This is a genomic window from Sphingomonas sp. IBVSS2, from assembly GCF_002127225.1.
In the GTDB taxonomy this organism is placed as follows: Bacteria; Pseudomonadota; Alphaproteobacteria; order Sphingomonadales; family Sphingomonadaceae; genus Sphingomonas.
Genome location: NZ_NFUR01000001.1, coordinates 755,038 through 771,565 on the forward strand (window position 1 = coordinate 755,038; position 16,528 = coordinate 771,565).

Sequence of the window (16,528 nt, forward strand, 5' to 3'; positions counted from 1 at the left end):
GCTATTCCCTGGCGTAGATCGAGCGGCTGAGCGCGTCGCGCACCTCGTCGCGGCCGGCGGTGATGCGCGCGCGGGCATCCCGGTCGATCGCGCCGGCCTGCTCGGCCACTGCCTGGCGCCGGGTGCCCAGTGCGGCGAAGGCCGCTGCATCGGCGCCGCTGCGGAAGCCGAAATAGCCATTGGCATTGTACCAGCTCCTGCGGGCAAGGAGCGCGCAGAGCTCGGCCGTGGCGTCGAGCATCGCCTGTTGATTGGCGAGCAGCGGGTCCGCCGCCGCGTCGCCCGCGATCCTGGCAATGCCCAGCTTGGCCGCCCTGGGCAGGCTCGCGCTCCCGATCGCCTCGGCCAGCGCCTTGCGCCGTGCGATGCGCGCCAGGCTCTGCTCGCCGGCAAGTGCGCGGATCGGCTCGATCGCCTTGCAATTGCCGATCGCATGCGGGTTCTGCTGGAGCAGATAGGGGCTGTTGAGCGCGCCGGCACCGAATTTGTCCAGGGCATCGGCAAAGGCGCGCCGCGCGGCGACATCGGCCTGCAGCGATTCGGCATAGAGGCCCGAGACCGGCCCGCGCGCGGCCGCGCCGGCCGGCAGGAGCGGGGTGCCGTCCGCTGCCAGCTCGATCTCGGCGAAGCTGCTCGCATCGGCGCGCGACTGGGTCTGGAACTGGCCGTGCGCGATTGCCGCCGCGCCGGCACCGGCGCCGATCAGCAAGGCCAGCGAACCGAGCTTCCATCCCGCATTCGCGTGGCGCGTCGTCGCCAGAAAGCCGATCAGCCACAGCACCAGCCCCGCCGCGGCGCCGCCGATCAGCAGCGCCGGCAACGGCAGCGGCGAGCCGAAGCGCGGCCCCAGCAACGCCGCGAGCACCAGCACCGCGCCCCCGGCCAGGGTCGCGATCAGCGGATGGCCGTGCGGGCCTTCCTCATCCCAATTGTCCGACATGATTTCCCCCAGTTCCCGGCGACAGCCTAGCGGGGAAGCGTTTCCGTGCAATCGCTTTGGCGGTCCCAAGCCGGCCTTGCTTGCGCCGCGGCGCCTGCCCGCGCAAGGAGCCCGCATGACCAGCACCACCGCTACCGGACGCGCATCCGGGCACAAGGGCCTCGCCCTCGCCATCGGCGCCTATGGCATCTGGGGCTTCCTGCCGCTCTATTTCCACATCCTGGCCAGCGTGCCGGCGCTGCAGATCCTGGCGCACCGCATCGTCTGGTCGGTGCTGTTCCTCGGCGTGCTGGTCTTCGCGCTCGGCCGGGCGGGGGCGATATGGCGCGCGGCGCGCGGGCGCACCCTGGTGCTGCTCTGCGCCAGCGCCACCCTGATCGCGATCAACTGGTTCGTCTATATCTGGTCGGTCGAGACCGGCCATGTGCTCGAGGCGAGCCTGGGCTATTTCATCAATCCGCTGGTCAATGTCGCGCTCGGCATGCTCGTGCTCGGCGAGCGGCTGCGGCGCTGGCAGGGCGCGGCGATCGCGGTGGCCGGCGCGGGCGTGCTGGTGATGGCGCTCGACGGCGGCGGGGCGATCCTGATCTCGCTCGCGCTCGCCTTCAGCTTCGGCCTGTACGGGCTGGTCCGCAAGGTGGTGGCGATCGATTCGCTGGGCGGGCTCACCGTCGAGACGATCCTGCTGGTCCCCTTCGCCGCCGCATGGCTGGTCTACACCGCGGGGCAGGGGACGAGCGGCTTCGGCGTGTCGGCCGGGCAGAACGCGCTGCTCCTCGCCGCGGGCGTGATCACCGCGACGCCGCTGCTGATGTTCGCCGCCGCCGCCCGGCTGATGCCGCTCTCGCGGCTGGGGCTGCTCCAATATATCGCACCCACCATCCAGTTCTTCGTCGCGATCGCGCTGGGCGAGCCGCTCCGCACCGTCCACCTGATCACCTTCGCGCTGATCTGGGCGGGTTGCGCGCTCTATGCCTGGGACAGCCTCCGCGCCGCCCGCGCCCCTCTGTCCGGCGACGCCTAGATATTGTTTCGGATGCAGGATCCTCCTGGTGGAGCCGGCGCATGACCGGTTCCGCCAGACCCCACGCCGCAGCCGGAAGCCGGCTGTCCGCGAAAACATTGAACCGATCGGTTGACTATTCCAGTGGGGGGCGACATATTCAACCACATGGTTGAATATAGACTCGACGCCACCTTCCACGCCCTTGCCGATCCGACGCGGCGCGGCATGCTCGCGCATCTCTCGCTGGGCGAGAAATCGATCGGCGAGCTGGCCGAGCCCTTCGCGATGACCTTTGCCGGGGCGGCCAAGCATGTGCGGGTGCTCGAGGGAGCGGGCCTGGTCGCCCGCCGCAAGGTGGGACGCAGCTATATGTGTGCCTTGAAGCCCGATCCGCTCGCCGAGGCCCAGAAGTGGCTGAGGCAATGGGAGAAGTTCTGGACCATCCGCCTCGACGCGCTCGAAGCGATCATCGCCGCCGACCAGCGGGAAAAGCCCGAATGAGCTACATCGATGGATATGTGCTCGCCGTGCCGGGCGGCAACCGGGAGCGGTACCGCGCGATGGCGGCAAGCGTCGCGAAAATCTTCGCCGAGCATGGCGCGTTGCGCGTGGTCGAGAACTGGGGAGAGGATGTGCCCGATGGCGAGCACACCGACCTGAGGCGCGCGGTGGCGCTGCGGGAGGGCGAGACGGTCGTCTTCTCCTGGGTGGAATGGCCGTCGAAGGCGGCGCGCGATCGCGGCAACGAAGCCATTGCCGCCGATCCGAGGCTCAAGCCCGATCCGGCCGATGCCGACATCCTCGATCCCAAGCGCATGATCTATGGCGGGTTCGTCACCATCGTCGACGAACATGGAGGCAAGGCATGACCCAGGCGACGCCCTTTCTGATGTTCCAGGGCGGCAAGGGCCAGGCGGCGCTCGATTTCTATGTCGAGACGGTGCCCGGCAGCCGCATCGAATCGGTCGAGCGTTTCGGCCCCGATGGTCCTGGGCCCGAAGGCACGATCCTGCGCGCCCGTGCAGTGATCGCCGGGCAGAAGGTGATGGTCCATGACAGCTTCATCACCCATGGCTTCGATTTCACGCCGTCCTGGTCCTTCTTCCTCGATGTGGACGATCGCGCGGCGTTCGACCGGCTGTTCGCGGCGCTGTCGGAGGGGGGCGGCGTGCTGATGCCGCCCGACGATTATGGCTGGAGCAGCCGCTTCGGCTGGGCGAACGACCGCTATGGCATCTCCTGGCAGGTCAATCTCGCATGAGCGCGCCTGTGATCCTCACCATCGCCCGGGCCTTTGCGGCGAGCCCGGAGCGCGTGTTCGACGCCTGGCTCGATCCAGCCCAGGCGGCGCGCTTCCTGTTCGCCACGCCCGAGGGCGAGATGCGCAGCTGCGAGATCGATGCGCGCGTCGGTGGCCGGGGGCTTATCGTCGAGCGGCGGGCCGGGGGCGATGCCCATCACCGCCTCCGGTTCGAGGCGATCGACCGTCCGCGCCGCCTGGTCTTCCTCTTCTCGGCCGACCCGGCGGAAGAGGGGGAATGGACGCGCGTCACGATCGACATCGCGCCCACGCCGACGGGCTGCGCATTGACGCTCACCCATGAAATGGACCCTGCCTGGGCAAGCTATGAGGAACAGACCCGCAAGGGCTGGACGATGATCCTCGAAAGCCTGGGCCGTATCACGGAGACGGAAAATGGCTGACACGCTGACTGCCGACACGATCACCCCGCAGATGCTCCGCTTCGAGCGCGACCTGGCCGCGCCGGTCGAGACGGTGTGGCAATATCTGGTCGATCCGGAGCTGCGCGCCCGCTGGTTCATGGGCGGACCCACCGAGCCGCAGGTGGGCGGCAAGCTCGGCCTGACCTTCAACCATCAGGACTTGTCCGACGACGCGGTGCCCAACCCCGAGCGCTACGCCGAATATGAGGGCAAGGCCTGGTCGGAGACCATCCTGAAGATCGAGCCGCCGCATTTGCTCGCCTTCACCTGGGACAATGGCGACGCGGGGGAAGTGACGATCGAGCTGTTCGCCTTCGCTTCCGATCGCACGCGCCTCGTCCTCACGCACAACCGCCTGCGCGGGCCCGAGGATGCGCGCAGCTTCGGTGGTGGCTGGACCGCGCATCTCGCGGTGCTGCAGAAGCGCCTGGCGGGCGAACATGTCGCCAGTTTCTGGGACCTGCATGCCGAGGCGGAGCAGCGGGCGGGGGAAGCAGTGGGGCTCTAGGGCGTATCGGCATTCGACCATGCGGGGTGTCGTCCGCACCTTCTCCCGAAGGGAGAAGGGGACGAGCAGGGCGCCCCGTGCCCCGCACCGGGCCGGAGTTGCCGGGGCAATTCCAGCCGCACATCGGCGAAGCCGGTGGTGGAGAGGGGGCGCCGCAGGCGATGTCGCTCGCGGCTGGCCCCCTCCACCAGCTCAGGCCGCTTTCCCCTGAGTGGGAATTGCCCGGCGCGGAAGATTTCCCGATGCGAAATTAGTCTCAACGCCTGGGGGGCGACTTTCGGGACCTCTTCGGCTCTTTCCGGATACGTGGTTCAGGGGATTTCGAACAATCCCGCCGCGCCCATGCCCCCGGCCGTGCACATCGAGACGACGACATGGCGCACGCCGCGCTTGCGCCCTTCGATCAGCGCATGGCCGACGAGGCGCGATCCGCTCATCCCGAACGGATGGCCGATCGCGATGGCGCCGCCATTGACGTTGAGCCGGTCGGGGTCGATCCCCAGCGTGTCGCGGCAATAGAGGCATTGGCTGGCGAATGCCTCGTTGATCTCCCACAAGCCGATATCCTCGACCCTGAGGCCGGCCCGCTTGAGCAGCTTGGGCACCGCGAAAACGGGGCCGATCCCCATCTCGTCGGGCTCGCAGCCGGCGACCTGGAAGCCGCGATAGATGCCGAGGATCTCCTTGCCCTCGGCCTTGGCGGTCTGGCGATCCATCAGGATCTGGGCGGCGGCGCCGTCTGAGAGCTGGCTGGCATTGCCGGCGGTGACGTGCCGCCCCTGCGCGACGAACTGGCCGTCCTTCCAGACCGGCTTCAGCGTGGCGAGCACTTCGGCGGTGGTACCGGCACGGATGCCTTCGTCCTGGGTAACGGTGACGGTCTCGCTGCCGGTGCGGTTGCCTTCCTTGTCGAAGAGCGCCTTCGCCACGGTGATCGGCGCGATCTCCTCGGCAAAGGCGCCGCTTGCAAGGCCGGCGGCCGCGCGCTGCTGGCTGGCGGCGGCGAAGGCGTCCTGGGCCTCGCGGCTGATCCCGTAGCGCTCCGCGACGATCTCGGCGGTCTCGATCATCGGGATATAGGCGGCGGGCACCCGGTCGGTGACGGACTTGTTCGGATAGCGCGGCGCGTCGCGCATCGTCAGGCTGATCGATTCCATGCCGCCGGCCAGCGCGACGTCGATCTCGTCGGTCATGATCGAGCGTGCGGCCAGGGCAATGGCGGTGAGGCCCGATCCGCATTTGCGGTCGAGGCTGAAGGCAGGCACGCTGTGCGGCAGCCCGGCGGCGAACAGCGCCATCCGCGCCATGTTGGCGCCCTGCGTTCCCCATTGGTTGCCCATGCCGTAGAAGACGTCGTCGATCCGCGCCGGATCGATGCCGGCGCGCGCCACCGCCGCGTTCATCACATGGGCGGCGAGCACCGGTGCCTCGGTGTCGTTGAAATAGCCCCGCCCCGCCTTGCCGATTCCCGTTCGCGCGGTCGAGACGATCACAGCTTCACGCATTGCGGCACCCTCCTGTTTTCGAAGATGCGGTATGGCCGTGCGTCGGCGCGATTGCAATGGCTGTGCACCGTCCCATATCCGCCGACGGAGGTGCGCCATGGCGAGCAGGCCGATACGGATTCCGGGACCCGACCACCCCATCACGGTCACCCGGTCGGATGCGCATGTGGTGGTGCGCGCCGCCGGCCAGGTGATCGCCGAGACGCGCCGCGCGCTCGAACTGCGCGAGGCGAGTTATCCGCCGGTCTTCTACATCCCGCGCGCGGATGCCGATATGGCCTCGCTCCAGCGGACCGACCATGCGAGCTATTGCCCGTACAAGGGCGAGGCCGCCTATTTCTCGATCCGCGGCGGGGCCGAAAATGCGGTGTGGAGCTATGAGGCGCCCTATGCGGCGGTCGCCGAAATCCGCGATCATCTGGCCTTTTATCCGGACCGGGTGGAGGCGATCGAAGTCAATCGCTGAACGCCGGCGGGCGCTTCTGCATATTGGCCATCACTGCCTCGATCTGGTTGGGCGTGCGCAGCAGCGCGGCCTGCTCCCGGCTTTCGGCAAGCAGGGTCTCGGCGGCGCCGGCCTCGAGATTGGCGAGCCGCTTGGCGGCGCGGACGGCATGGGGGTTGCGCCCGGCAATGGCCCGGGCGAGCGCCATCGCTTCGGCATGCGGATCCTCGGCGATGCGCGTGACGAAGCCGAGCGCCACTGCTTCGGCCGCGTCGAGCTCGCGGGCGGTATAGGCAAGCTCGCGCAGCACGTCGTCGCGGACGTTGCCGCGCCAGAGCGCATAGCCGGCCATGTCGGGCACGATGCCCCATTTCATTTCCATCACCGAAAGCCGCGTGCCCGGTGCGGCGATCCGCACGTCCGCGCCGCTGGCGATCTGGAGACCGCCGCCGAAAGCGACGCCATGCACCGCGGCGATCACCGGCATCGGCAAGGCGCGCCAGCCCCAGGCGACCTGCTGGAAATCATTGGCCAGGCCATGGCTGCGCCGGGCAAGATCGATCCCCGATCCCCCCGCCGCCATGCTGGCCATATCGAGGCCCGCGCAGAAGCCGCGCCCCTCGCCCGAGAGCACCACGGCGCGGATGCCGGCCTCGCCCTCCAGCCGGGCGATCGCCGCGATGATCGCCGCGAACATCGCCGGATCGAGCGCATTGAGCTTGTCGGGCCGGGCCAGCCGCACATCGGCGATGCCGTCCTCTATCTCGATCCTGACCCGCTCTTCCATGCCTGCTCTCCTTTGTCTTGCGAACAGAATAGCGCGCAATCAGCTCACGCAAAGCCGATAGCCGCGTCCCTTGTCGGTGCGCAGCATCGGTATGGCGAAACCCCGGTCGAGCTTGGCGCGCAGCCGCGAGACATGCACTTCGACGACATTGGTGCCGGGATCGAAGTCGAGGCCCCATACCGCCGCCAGCAATTCGGAGCGCCCCGCCGGCCGGTCGCCCTGGCGGACCAGATACAGGAGCAGCGCATATTCGCGGGGCAGCAGCGATATCGGCCGGCCTGCGCGCGTCACTCGGCGCTCGACCGGATCGATGCGAAGCTCGCCGAGCACGATCCCGGGCCGCCGCCGGATCCGCGCGGCCAGGCGGGCGGCCACTTCCTCGGCCGTGGCGGAAGCGGGCATCGCATCGTCGGCGCCGGCATCGAGGGCATGCGCCACGCTGCCCTCGATGGGTAGGAGGAGGAGGAGCGGCTCCTGCCAGCCCAGCGCCCGGATCCGCGCCACGCTCTCCCCCGTGCCTGCGAACAGGCCCGCCGCCGCCTCCACCCCCGGCGCATAGGGGACGAGCCCCAGTCCGCGCGCCGCCGTGGCTCGGGCAAGGTCAGGGAGTTCGACTGTACAGGCGACACGCAGGGTCACGGCACCGAAGCTAGCGGCGATGACACCGTTTCGGCGGCAACCATGTCCGTTACGGAGCTAGTCTCGCCCGGGCATGGCCGGCGACGAAGCGGTCGGGATCGCCCGTCGCGCGGGAAAGCAGCATCGGCGCTTCGCCAGGTAGCGCCGAGACGAGCGCGTCGAGCGCGGTCACCCGCATCCTCGCGCAAGGATGGCGGAGGGCAAAGCGTTCGGCGAGGTCCAGCCCGTTGCCGACATGCACCGCAAGGGCGACCAGGGCTTCCGCGGCGGTCACCGTCAGCCCCTCGGCGATCGTGCCGCGCCCGATATCGAAGCGATACTGGTCGAGCCAGGGCTGGGCGGGATCGGCGGCGAGGATGTTGAGCGAGACCGACATGCTGTCCGGCGGCAGCTGGACATGCACGTCGCGCCGCATCCGATAGAGCATCAGTCTGCCCGGTTCGAGCCGGGCGCGCTCGACGAAGCGAAGCCCCGCATGCTCGCCGGGCAGGCCGGTGAGCGGCGCGGCATCATATTCGTAATAGTCGCTCCAATAGCCCGGGCCGAGATAACCATAGGTAAGAAAATGGAAATTATGGTCGTGCGGCAAGTCGTAGAAGAACGCCGCCGGCCCGCTGCGGCGCGTGGCCGAATCCGCGCGCGCCGGCCAGAAATTGGCGCGCAGCACATAGCGGCCATTGGGCGGGCGAAGCAGGAAGACCTGCGCGCCATAGCCATTGCCGGCATGCTGGGCTGCGCAGCGTGTCTTGAGCTCGGCGATCGCGAGGTCGGCGAGGAAATCGGAGTTGCGCCCCAGCCGCGCGAGCAACGGTCCCCAGCTCGCGAAAGCATCCTCGTCGCGCGCGTCGACGGGATAGGCGTCGAGCGTTTCGACCAGCTCGACCAGCTCGATCGGGCCGCCCTGGCCGGGATCGATCAGGCGCGGCATGTCGCGCTCAGCCGCGGGCGCACCGCTGCGAGTGTCCGTCCGGCGGCCTCGCGTATCTCGATATGCGGATCGCCTGCCGCCATCGCTTCGAGCCGAGGCAGGGCGGCGCGCGCATCGAGCGCCAGCCATTCGCGCATCGCCGCCCAGCGCAGATGGAAGGCCGGGTCGCGCGTCGCCGCGTCGAATTGCGGGGCTGCATCCGCCCGCCCGGCGAGGCGGAGAAAGGCGAGCAGCATCTCGGCGCGCGAGGCCTGGTCGTCCCCGCTCGCGACGCGAAGCAGCTTGCCGTCACCGATCGCATGCTCGCGCATCAACGGCGCGGCGCCCGCCCGGATCGTCGCCGCCAGCGTGACCACGTCGCTGCCGGCATCGGCGAGCAGCTGTGCCTCGCAGCGTCCGTCGATCGCGTGGACCTCACCATCGGCGAGCCGCAGCGATTCCCTCTCCTCGCATGGTGGCGCTTCGGCGGCGCGGAAGTCCGGCCCGGCGGGCGCGGTCCGCCAGCGCCGCAACGTCGCGCTTCCCGCGCGGACGAAGCGCGTCACGACGATCCGGCCGGAGAAGGTGCAGGCGGTCGGCGGTGGCCGCCGGCGCATCGCCGCCGCGCTGGTCACGCAGGCGGAGACCGCCACCGCGGGGCAATCGAACAGCACCGCGCCGATGCGGAGGCCGTCGCGGCTCGCCTTGAAGGGCGGCTCGAACAAAGGGTCGGCGGCGATCGCATCGATCAGCGGCTGGAGCAGTGCCCCGGCCCAGCCGCCGTCGTCGAGCAGCCTCGTCGCGCGGTGCGTCACTTCCTCGGCATCCTTGGCGGCGCAATCGGCGAAGACGGTTTCGAGCATGCGATGCGCATCGCCGTGCCGCCATTTCCGGATCGTACCCCGCCCAGCCTCCCGCGCGGCGACGAGCGCCGCGCGCGTTCCGGCATCCATCCCGTTCATGCGAAATCGGGCGCGATCTCGTAGATCAGGATCGCGATGCCGACGATCAGCTCGAACAGATCGTCGACATCGTTCTGGGCCGCGCGCAGGGCTCCATGCAGCGCCACGCCGGTGCCCAGTTCCGGGATCTCCCCCAGATCGATCTTCAGCAATCCCATGCTTCCCTCCCTTCCGAAGGTTCCCCGATGGGGCCACGCTAGGGCGGGACGGGAATGGTGCATCTTACAACGATGTAATTGCCGCCATTTGCGTGCTTTCCGTCGTCGCGCTAGGGGGCGGCCATGCGCCAACCGGCTCCTTCCGCCTTCGACCCGCTGCGCTTCTTCGAGCTGCGATACGCCAGCCACGGCACGCGGCTGGGCATCGGCTATCGCACCCATGGCCCCGACTGGGCCGAGCTCGAGCTGCCCTATCGCGCGGACATGATCGGCGACCCGGCCTCGGGCGTGCTCGCTTCCGGGCCGATCCTGGCGCTGATGGACATGGCGACCGCGGTCTCGGTCTGGCTGCGGGCCGGCGCCTTCGTTCCGCAGGCGACGCTCGATCTCAGGATCGACTATCTGCGCCCGGCGACCCCGGGCCGCGCGGTGGTCGGCCGGGGCGAATGCTATCGGCTGACGCGTTCGATCGCCTTTGTGCGCGGCCAAGCGCATGACGGCGATCCGGACGATCCGATCGCGCATGTCGCCGGCACGTTCATGGCGACGGAGCGCTATCGGTGATCCTGCCTCCCTATGCCGAACTGCTCGGCCTTACGGTCGAACCCGGCGAGCGGGCGCCGGTGCTGGTGATGCCCTTTGGCGACGGCGTGCTCGGCCGGCCCGGCTTCCTGCACGGCGGCGCGATCGGCGGGCTGCTCGAAATGGCGGCGGTGGGTGCGCTCTGGCAAGCGCTCGGCACCGACGAGACTCAGGTCAAGCCGATCAACCTGACCGTGGACTATATGCGCGGCGGCCGCGACAAGCCGACCCGGGCCCGCGGCGCGGTGACGCGGCTGGGCACGCGCGTCGCCAATGTCGAGGCGATCGCCTGGCAGGACGAGCCTGACCGGCCGATCGCGGCGGCGCGGATGAACTATCTGATCGTTCGCTAGGACGTCATTTGGGCGTCAGCCTGAACAGCCGCCCATTGGCCTTGCCGGCATCCTCGAGCAGCCATACCGCGCCGTCGGGCCCCTGCGCCACGTCGCGGATGCGCATGTCCAGCTCCCATTGGTCGGCCTTGCTCGCCTTGTCGCCGTCCAGCGCGACGCGGATCAGCCCGCGGCCCGAAAGCGCGCCGATCAGCAGCGAGCCCTTCCATTTCGGGAACATGCCGCCCGAATAATAGATCATCCCGCCCGGCGAGATCGACGGGTTCCAATATACCGCGGGCGCCTCGAAGCCGTCGCCGGGGGCGTGGCGGGGGATCGGCGTGCCGTCGTAATTGTCGCCGTTGGAAACCAGGGGCCAGCCATAGTTCCTGCCCTTGCGGATCAGATTGACTTCGTCGCCTCCCTTGGGGCCCATCTCGTTCTCCCAGAGCCGGCCGGCCGCATCGAACACCAGCCCATAGGGATTGCGATGGCCGAGGGTCCAGGTCTCGGCGGGGACCAGATTGGGGCCGTCCACTGCCTGGGTGCGCGCCGGCGCGGTCTTGGCGAGCTCGGTGTTCCGGGGCGGATCGGTGACGGCCACCGTCGCCGTGCCGGCCTTGCCCGCCCAGGGATTGCCGGGCGCCGGCTTGCCGTCGAGCGTCAGGTGCAGGATCTTGCCGAGTGCCTGGTCCGGATCCTGTGCCGGCGTGAAGCGCTGGCGCTCGCCCGAGGTCAGGAACAGCGACTTGCCGTCGGGCGCGAAGGCGATGATCGCGCCGAACTGGCCGCCCTTGCCGTCCGCCCCTGCGCGCCACAGCACCTGCGGGTCGGCGAGCGCCGGCGCCGCGCCGTCGACGAAGGTCGCGCGGGCCATCGCCAGGCTGGATCCCTGGGGCCGCGGCTCGGCATAAGTGTAATAGACCAGGTGGCTCTTCGCGAAATCGGGGGCGGGAATCACGTCGAGCAGCCCGCCCTGGCCCTGAAAGACCACGTCGACATTGGCGATCACCTGCCGCTGCCTGCCGTCCGCCGAGACGAGCAGGATCCTGCCCGCCTTCTCCGTAACCAGCATCCGCCCGTCGGGCAGGAACGCCATCGCCCAGGGCGCGTCGAACGCGGCGACCTGAGTCATGTTGAAGGGAGGTTCGCCGCCGGCGGCCGAGGGCCCCGCCTGTCGCGCCGAGAGCCCCGAGCCCGCATTGCAGGCGGCGAGCAATGCCAGCGCGGGCAAGGCCAGGCGAAGACTTTTCTGCATCGGATCGATCCCTCTCTTCCGTTGTCCCGGCGCCAACGCTTCGAAAACCATAGCGGCTCCGGGCGTTGCCTCCGGCGCCAATTCTGCTTGCATCCTGGGCGCCTGCCAAGTGAAGCTGACATGGGGAAGGCAGCAGGGGGAATCATGCGGGGCAAGCTTTTTCGGGGGATGGCGTTCGCCTGCGCAATGGCGCTCGCCGGCATTGGGCAGGCGATGGCGCAGGCCGGGGCAGCCGCTGCGGATACCGATCCCGCTGCGCCGAGCGCCGCCGATTTCGGGGCGTTGCCGGCGATCGGCTCGCCCGTGATCGCGCCCGACGGGAAGCTCATCGCCGCCAAGGGGCTCCTCAAGGGCAAGGGGGTGGCGCTGATCTTCGACACGGCCACCGAGGGGCGCAAGGTCCGGCCGATTCCGATTCCCGACAAGCATCGCATCGAATGGATCCGCTGGGCGGGCAGCCGGCGCGTCCTCGTCAGCCTGAGCACCATGGCGAACGTGCTCGGCGAAGACAGCCGCATGACCCGGATCGTGCTGCTCGACCTCGATACCGGCAAGCAGAGCTTCGTCGGCCCGCGCGACCAGGGCGTGGACGGCGACAATGTCGTCCATGTCGATCGGGACGGGCAGTATCTGCTGCTCAACACCCAGCCGAGCATCTATGAATGGCCGTCGGTCTATCGGGTCGATCTCGGCACCGGCAAGTCGACCAAGATCGTCAGCTCGCGCGAGGATGTGTGGGACTGGTATGCCGATTCCGACGGCGTGGTGCGGGTCGGCATGGGCACGCGCGACGGGCGCTACTGGACCTATTATCGCGACAAGGACGGCGAGGACTTCCGGCGCAGCCAGCGCCGCGACGTGGGCACCGGCGCCGGCGACACCCGGATCGACAGCTTCACCTTGGCGCCCGGCAGCGCCCAGGGCTATGCGGTGGCGGCGGGCAAGAGCGGCCGTTTCGGCCTGTATCGCTACGACTTCGCCAAGGAAGCGCTGGGCGAGCAGATCTACGAGAATCCGCAGGTCGACATCGACGATTTCGACCTTGGCCTGGACGGCAAGGTGCGCGGCGTCTTCTACGACGAGGACAGGCCCGGGGTCACCTGGTTCGATCCCGAGATGCAGAAGCTCCAGGCCAGGCTCGACCGTGCGGTGCCCGACCATCTCAACCGCGTCGTCTCGTCGAGCCGCGACAAGATGCAGCTGCTGATCTGGAGCGCTTCGTCCGACGATCCCGGCACCTACTATATCTATGATCGCCGGACCCGGCACATGGATGCGTTCGCCACGCCGTATGACAGCCTGGTCGGCAAGCGGCTCGCAGTGATGGAACCGGTCCGCTACCAGGCGCGCGACGGGCTCGGGCTGCGCGCCTATCTGACGATGCCGCCGGGCCGCGGCGACAAGAACCTGCCTATGGTCGTCATGCCGCATGGCGGCCCCTTCGCGCGCGACAGCTGGGGCTATGACGCCTGGGTCCAGTTCCTGGCGAGCAGGGGCTATGTGGTGCTCCAGCCCAATTTCCGTGGTTCGACGGGCTTCGGCCGCGATTTCGTCGCCAAGGGCATCGGCCAATGGGGGCGCGGCATGCAGGACGATATCGACGACGGCGTGAAATGGCTGGCCGCGAAGGGCGTGGTCGATCCCAAGCGCGTCTGCATCATGGGTGCTTCGTTCGGCGGCTATGCGGCGATGTGGGCGGCGGTGCGCAATCCCGAGGCCTATCGCTGTGCGATCAGCTTCGCCGGGGTCTCCGATGTCGCCTCGATGCTGCGCTACGACAGCCGCACGATGGCCGCGACTCGCTATTTCCGCGACTGGCGCACCCGGGTGCAGGGCGACAAGCATTTCGAACTCGATACCGTCTCGCCCCTCAAGCAGGTCGAGCGGATGCGCGTGCCGATCCTGCTCGCGCATGGCGAGGACGACGACAATGTGCCGCTCTACCAGTCGCGCCGGCTGCACGAGGCGCTGCAGAAGCTGGGGCGGGCGCATGAATATGTCGTCTATCCCAAGGAAGGGCACGGATTCGTCGATCCGGTGCATTCGACCGACTTCCTCACCCGGGTCGGCAAGTTCCTCGACGCGCATAATCCGAGTTGAGGGCGGGGCGGCGGATTTGCCCCGATGGGGCGACGGGTCGTCATTTGCGATGCGAGAGGCCTTTCGCTCGCGCTGCGGAAAGGCCCCGCTCCGGCTCGAATCCGATTGCTCTTGCCGCCGCCGCGCCGAGTGCGTATATCGCCCGTGCTTTCTCGACATCGTCAAACATGCCGAGGTCGGGGCCCGCGGGGCTCCGGCGCTGAAGCTGCTTGACCATCATCGGAGTGCCGCGTGGCGAATATTGCCGACCTCACCAAGCTGATCGAACCCGAAGCCCAGGCGCTCGGGCTCGCGCTGGTGCGCGTCAAGATGTTCGGCGGCACCAGCGATCCGACGCTGCAGGTGATGGCCGAGCGCCCCGATACCCGCCAGCTCACCATCGACGACTGCGCCGACCTGTCGCGCCGCATCTCCGATGTGTTCGATGCGCTGGAGGAGGCGGGCAAGGACCCGTTCGATTACGCCTATCGCCTCGAGGTCAGCTCGCCGGGGATCGACCGGCCGCTCACCCGGCTCCAGGACTATGCGGACTGGAAGACGCACGAGGCGCGGCTGAACCTGGCCGAGCCGCTCGAGGACGGTCGCAAGCAATTGACCGGTGACCTGATCGGCATCGAGGGCGACCTCGTCTCGATCGACGTCCGCAAATACAAGGTGGTCAGCGTTCCGTTCGGCAGCATCGCCGACGCCAAGCTGCTGATGACCGACCGACTGATCAACGCAACCGCGCCGCTCTCCACCGAAGGCGCAGACGAATACGAAGCAGAGGAAGACAACTGATGGCCACCGCCATTTCCGCCAACAAGGCCGAGCTGCTCGCCATTGCCGATTCGGTCGCGAAGGAGAAGCTGATCGACAAGGCCATCGTCATCGAGGCGATGGAGGACGCGATCCAGCGCGCCGCGAAGAACCGCTACGGCGTGGAGAACGACATTCGCGCCAAGCTCGACCCGAACACCGGCGACCTGCGCCTGTGGCGCGTCGTCGAAGTGGTCGAGGCGGTCGACGACTATTTCAAGCAGGTCGACGTCAACCAGGCGCAGAAGCTCCAGAAGGGCGCGGCCGTGGGCGACTATATCGTCGATCCGCTGCCCCCGATCGAGTTCGGCCGGATCCAGGCCCAGGCCTCGAAGCAGATCATCTTCCAGAAGGTCCGCGACGCCGAGCGCGAGCGCCAGTATGAAGAGTTCAAGGATCGCCAGAACGAGATCATCACCGGCGTGGTGAAGCGCGTCGAATTCGGCCATGTGGTCGTCGACCTGGGCCGCGCCGAGGGCGTGATCCGCCGCGACCAGCAGATCCCGCGCGAAGTGGTTCGCGTCGGCGACCGCGTCCGCTCGATCATCCTCAACGTCCGCCGCGAGAACCGCGGGCCGCAGATCTTCCTGAGCCGCGCGCACCCCGAGTTCATGAAGAAGCTGTTCGCGCAGGAAGTGCCCGAGATCTACGACGGCATCATCGAGATCAAGGCCGCCGCCCGCGATCCGGGCTCGCGCGCCAAGATCGGCGTCATCTCGCATGATTCGAGCATCGACCCGGTCGGCGCCTGCGTCGGCATGAAGGGTTCGCGCGTCCAGGCCGTCGTGCAGGAGATGCAGGGCGAGAAGATCGACATCATCCCCTGGTCGCCCGACACCGCGACCTTCGTCGTCAACGCGCTGCAGCCGGCGAATGTCAGCCGCGTCGTGATCGACGAGGAAGAGGATCGCATCGAAGTCGTCGTCCCCGACGATCAGCTCAGCCTCGCCATCGGCCGCCGCGGCCAGAATGTGCGCCTGGCCTCGCAGCTGACCGCCAAGGCGATCGACATCCTCACCGAGACCGACGCCAGCGAGAAGCGCCAGGCCGAGTTCGTCGCGAACAGCGAGATGTTCCAGAACGAGCTCGACGTCGACGAGACGCTGGCCCAGCTGCTGGTCGCCGAGGGCTTTTCCAGCCTCGAGGAAGTGGCCTATGTCGAGCTCGACGAGATCGCTTCGATCGAAGGTTTCGACGAGGAGCTCGGCCAGGAGCTGCAGAGCCGCGCCCAGGAAGCGCTGGAGCGCCGCGAGGAAGCCAACCGCACCGAGCGCCGCGCGCTGGGCGTCGAGGACGATCTCGCCGCCATGCCCTATATGACCGAAGCGATGCTGGTCACGCTCGGCAAGGCGGGCATCAAGACGCTCGACGATCTGGCGGACCTCGCCACCGACGAGCTGGTGCAGAAGAAGCGCGCCGAGCCGCGCCGCCGCAACGAGGACGCCCCGAAGCGCGAGCAGGACAAGGGCGGGATCCTTGCCGAATACGGGCTCAGCGACGAGCAGGGCAACGAGATCATCATGGCGGCGCGTGCGCACTGGTTCGCCGACGAGGACGCGGCGGAAGTCGCGCCGGCGGAGGACGAGGCCTGATGCCCTTCATCGACATTCGTCTGGCCGGCCCGGCCACCCGCGCGCAAAAGGCCGGCATCGTCGCCGATGTCACGGCCTCCATGGTCGCGCGCCTGGGCAAGCCGGCGGGTGCCGTGCAGGTCAACATCACCGAGCTCAGCTTGGAGAATTACGGCGCGGGCGGTCAGCTGATCGCGGACCGCGACGCGCCGGCGAAGGGAGACGCGCATGCGGAACCCTCACAATGACACGACACGGCTAAAGCCCAAGGCGACCACCCCTTCCGCCGCGCGGGAGGGGCATGA

General features: G+C 68.5%; 21 protein-coding genes. 13 read left to right on the top strand and 8 right to left on the bottom strand.

The genetic code is table 11. From position 1 onward, the window contains the following. Nucleotide 1 precedes the first annotated feature (1 nt). Nucleotides 2-940, bottom strand: coding sequence for a hypothetical protein (locus CAP40_RS03640; protein ID WP_086127962.1), 939 nt, complete (start codon nucleotides 938-940; stop codon nucleotides 2-4). 115 nt (nucleotides 941-1,055) lie between these two features. Between CAP40_RS03640 and rarD the strand changes: the two genes are divergently transcribed. The 6 genes from rarD (at nucleotide 1,056) to CAP40_RS03670 (ending at nucleotide 4,179) form a co-directional block, all read left to right on the top strand. Then, complete coding sequence (gene rarD / locus CAP40_RS03645; protein ID WP_086127963.1) at nucleotides 1,056-1,964, top strand: EamA family transporter RarD; 909 nt, start codon at nucleotides 1,056-1,058, stop codon at nucleotides 1,962-1,964. Nucleotides 1,965-2,111: 147 nt separating this feature from the next. Continuing rightward, complete coding sequence (locus CAP40_RS03650; RefSeq protein ID WP_086127964.1) at nucleotides 2,112-2,447, top strand: helix-turn-helix transcriptional regulator; 336 nt, start codon at nucleotides 2,112-2,114, stop codon at nucleotides 2,445-2,447. Next, entirely contained in the window at nucleotides 2,444-2,815 is a 372-nt protein-coding gene (locus CAP40_RS03655; protein ID WP_086127965.1) for a DUF1428 domain-containing protein, read from the top strand. The genes CAP40_RS03650 and CAP40_RS03655 overlap by 4 nt, the downstream gene beginning before the upstream one ends. Further along, nucleotides 2,812-3,207 (top strand): VOC family protein, encoded by a 396-nt coding sequence (locus tag CAP40_RS03660; protein WP_086127966.1) that lies wholly within the window; start codon nucleotides 2,812-2,814, stop codon nucleotides 3,205-3,207. The genes CAP40_RS03655 and CAP40_RS03660 overlap by 4 nt, the downstream gene beginning before the upstream one ends. Then, a complete protein-coding gene (locus CAP40_RS03665; RefSeq protein ID WP_086127967.1) occupies nucleotides 3,204-3,650 on the top strand; it encodes an SRPBCC domain-containing protein in 447 nt (148 codons plus the stop codon). The genes CAP40_RS03660 and CAP40_RS03665 overlap by 4 nt, the downstream gene beginning before the upstream one ends. Continuing rightward, entirely contained in the window at nucleotides 3,643-4,179 is a 537-nt protein-coding gene (locus CAP40_RS03670; RefSeq protein WP_218822104.1) for an SRPBCC family protein, read from the top strand. The genes CAP40_RS03665 and CAP40_RS03670 overlap by 8 nt, the downstream gene beginning before the upstream one ends. A 311-nt stretch (nucleotides 4,180-4,490) precedes the next feature. Here CAP40_RS03670 and CAP40_RS03675 read toward each other — a convergent pair whose 3' ends face one another. Beyond that, complete coding sequence (locus CAP40_RS03675; RefSeq protein ID WP_086127968.1) at nucleotides 4,491-5,684, bottom strand: acetyl-CoA C-acyltransferase; 1,194 nt, start codon at nucleotides 5,682-5,684, stop codon at nucleotides 4,491-4,493. A gap of 97 nt (nucleotides 5,685-5,781) precedes the next feature. Here CAP40_RS03675 and CAP40_RS03680 point away from each other — a divergent pair, with 97 nt between their 5' ends. Further along, nucleotides 5,782-6,150, top strand: a complete 369-nt coding sequence (locus tag CAP40_RS03680) for a DUF427 domain-containing protein (protein ID WP_086127969.1) — start codon at nucleotides 5,782-5,784, stop codon at nucleotides 6,148-6,150. On the opposite strand, the gene CAP40_RS03685 is transcribed toward CAP40_RS03680, so the two are convergent. From CAP40_RS03685 to CAP40_RS20345, 5 genes are read right to left on the bottom strand one after another with little or no spacing between them, the layout of a single operon-like run. After that, nucleotides 6,140-6,916 carry a crotonase/enoyl-CoA hydratase family protein gene (locus CAP40_RS03685; RefSeq protein ID WP_086127970.1) on the bottom strand — a complete coding sequence of 259 codons (777 nt, stop codon included), beginning with the start codon at nucleotides 6,914-6,916 and terminating at the stop codon, nucleotides 6,140-6,142. The genes CAP40_RS03680 and CAP40_RS03685 overlap by 11 nt on opposite strands. 39 nt (nucleotides 6,917-6,955) lie before the next feature. Further along, the gene (locus CAP40_RS20705; RefSeq protein ID WP_256924004.1) at nucleotides 6,956-7,555 is read right to left on the bottom strand and encodes a winged helix-turn-helix domain-containing protein; all 600 of its coding nucleotides are present in this window, start codon (nucleotides 7,553-7,555) and stop codon (nucleotides 6,956-6,958) included. A gap of 49 nt (nucleotides 7,556-7,604) precedes the next feature. Next, a complete protein-coding gene (locus CAP40_RS03695; RefSeq protein WP_179187880.1) occupies nucleotides 7,605-8,483 on the bottom strand; it encodes a transposase in 879 nt (292 codons plus the stop codon). Further along, a complete protein-coding gene (locus tag CAP40_RS03700) occupies nucleotides 8,471-9,424 on the bottom strand; it encodes a hypothetical protein (protein ID WP_086127971.1) in 954 nt (317 codons plus the stop codon). Before CAP40_RS03700 ends, CAP40_RS03695 begins: the two co-directional genes overlap by 13 nt. After that, complete coding sequence (locus CAP40_RS20345) at nucleotides 9,421-9,582, bottom strand: hypothetical protein (protein ID WP_179187884.1); 162 nt, start codon at nucleotides 9,580-9,582, stop codon at nucleotides 9,421-9,423. Before CAP40_RS20345 ends, CAP40_RS03700 begins: the two co-directional genes overlap by 4 nt. Before the next feature lie 123 nt (nucleotides 9,583-9,705). Here CAP40_RS20345 and CAP40_RS03705 point away from each other — a divergent pair, with 123 nt between their 5' ends. Continuing rightward, nucleotides 9,706-10,146, top strand: coding sequence for a PaaI family thioesterase (locus CAP40_RS03705; RefSeq protein WP_086127972.1), 441 nt, complete (start codon nucleotides 9,706-9,708; stop codon nucleotides 10,144-10,146). After that, nucleotides 10,146-10,517, top strand: a complete 372-nt coding sequence (locus tag CAP40_RS03710) for a PaaI family thioesterase (protein ID WP_086128443.1) — start codon at nucleotides 10,146-10,148, stop codon at nucleotides 10,515-10,517. The genes CAP40_RS03705 and CAP40_RS03710 overlap by 1 nt, the downstream gene beginning before the upstream one ends. Before the next feature lie 4 nt (nucleotides 10,518-10,521). Here the strand turns inward: CAP40_RS03710 and CAP40_RS03715 are convergent, their stop codons facing one another. Next, the gene (locus tag CAP40_RS03715; RefSeq protein ID WP_086127973.1) at nucleotides 10,522-11,754 is read right to left on the bottom strand and encodes a PQQ-dependent sugar dehydrogenase; all 1,233 of its coding nucleotides are present in this window, start codon (nucleotides 11,752-11,754) and stop codon (nucleotides 10,522-10,524) included. A 144-nt stretch (nucleotides 11,755-11,898) separates the two neighbouring features. Between CAP40_RS03715 and CAP40_RS03720 the strand changes: the two genes are divergently transcribed. The 4 genes from CAP40_RS03720 (at nucleotide 11,899) to CAP40_RS03735 (ending at nucleotide 16,471) form a co-directional block, all read left to right on the top strand. After that, nucleotides 11,899-13,854 carry a S9 family peptidase gene (locus tag CAP40_RS03720; RefSeq protein ID WP_218822105.1) on the top strand — a complete coding sequence of 652 codons (1,956 nt, stop codon included), beginning with the start codon at nucleotides 11,899-11,901 and terminating at the stop codon, nucleotides 13,852-13,854. A gap of 231 nt (nucleotides 13,855-14,085) precedes the next feature. Continuing rightward, the gene (rimP, locus tag CAP40_RS03725) at nucleotides 14,086-14,634 is read left to right on the top strand and encodes a ribosome maturation protein RimP (protein WP_086127975.1); all 549 of its coding nucleotides are present in this window, start codon (nucleotides 14,086-14,088) and stop codon (nucleotides 14,632-14,634) included. Further along, entirely contained in the window at nucleotides 14,634-16,244 is a 1,611-nt protein-coding gene (gene nusA, locus CAP40_RS03730; protein ID WP_086127976.1) for a transcription termination factor NusA, read from the top strand. Before rimP ends, nusA begins: the two co-directional genes overlap by 1 nt. Then, nucleotides 16,244-16,471: a 4-oxalocrotonate tautomerase family protein gene (locus CAP40_RS03735; RefSeq protein ID WP_086127977.1), complete on the top strand. Its 228-nt coding sequence runs from the start codon at nucleotides 16,244-16,246 to the stop codon at nucleotides 16,469-16,471. Before nusA ends, CAP40_RS03735 begins: the two co-directional genes overlap by 1 nt. Nucleotides 16,472-16,528 lie beyond the last annotated feature (57 nt).

Coding starts and splice junctions, on each gene's coding strand:
- nusA (WP_086127976.1), top strand. CDS start 14,634: ATGGCCACCGCCATTTCCGCCAACAAGGCCGAGCTGCTCGCCATTGCC.
- CAP40_RS20345 (WP_179187884.1), bottom strand. CDS start 9,582: ATGGGATTGCTGAAGATCGATCTGGGGGAGATCCCGGAACTGGGCACC.
- CAP40_RS03700 (WP_086127971.1), bottom strand. CDS start 9,424: ATGAACGGGATGGATGCCGGAACGCGCGCGGCGCTCGTCGCCGCGCGG.
- CAP40_RS03675 (WP_086127968.1), bottom strand. CDS start 5,684: ATGCGTGAAGCTGTGATCGTCTCGACCGCGCGAACGGGAATCGGCAAG.
- CAP40_RS03735 (WP_086127977.1), top strand. CDS start 16,244: ATGCCCTTCATCGACATTCGTCTGGCCGGCCCGGCCACCCGCGCGCAA.
- rarD (WP_086127963.1), top strand. CDS start 1,056: ATGACCAGCACCACCGCTACCGGACGCGCATCCGGGCACAAGGGCCTC.
- CAP40_RS03720 (WP_218822105.1), top strand. CDS start 11,899: ATGCGGGGCAAGCTTTTTCGGGGGATGGCGTTCGCCTGCGCAATGGCG.
- CAP40_RS03660 (WP_086127966.1), top strand. CDS start 2,812: ATGACCCAGGCGACGCCCTTTCTGATGTTCCAGGGCGGCAAGGGCCAG.
- CAP40_RS03640 (WP_086127962.1), bottom strand. CDS start 940: ATGTCGGACAATTGGGATGAGGAAGGCCCGCACGGCCATCCGCTGATC.
- CAP40_RS03685 (WP_086127970.1), bottom strand. CDS start 6,916: ATGGAAGAGCGGGTCAGGATCGAGATAGAGGACGGCATCGCCGATGTG.
- CAP40_RS03680 (WP_086127969.1), top strand. CDS start 5,782: ATGGCGAGCAGGCCGATACGGATTCCGGGACCCGACCACCCCATCACG.
- CAP40_RS03655 (WP_086127965.1), top strand. CDS start 2,444: ATGAGCTACATCGATGGATATGTGCTCGCCGTGCCGGGCGGCAACCGG.
- CAP40_RS03665 (WP_086127967.1), top strand. CDS start 3,204: ATGAGCGCGCCTGTGATCCTCACCATCGCCCGGGCCTTTGCGGCGAGC.
- CAP40_RS03695 (WP_179187880.1), bottom strand. CDS start 8,483: ATGCCGCGCCTGATCGATCCCGGCCAGGGCGGCCCGATCGAGCTGGTC.
- CAP40_RS03670 (WP_218822104.1), top strand. CDS start 3,643: ATGGCTGACACGCTGACTGCCGACACGATCACCCCGCAGATGCTCCGC.
- CAP40_RS03650 (WP_086127964.1), top strand. CDS start 2,112: ATGGTTGAATATAGACTCGACGCCACCTTCCACGCCCTTGCCGATCCG.
- CAP40_RS03715 (WP_086127973.1), bottom strand. CDS start 11,754: ATGCAGAAAAGTCTTCGCCTGGCCTTGCCCGCGCTGGCATTGCTCGCC.
- CAP40_RS03705 (WP_086127972.1), top strand. CDS start 9,706: ATGCGCCAACCGGCTCCTTCCGCCTTCGACCCGCTGCGCTTCTTCGAG.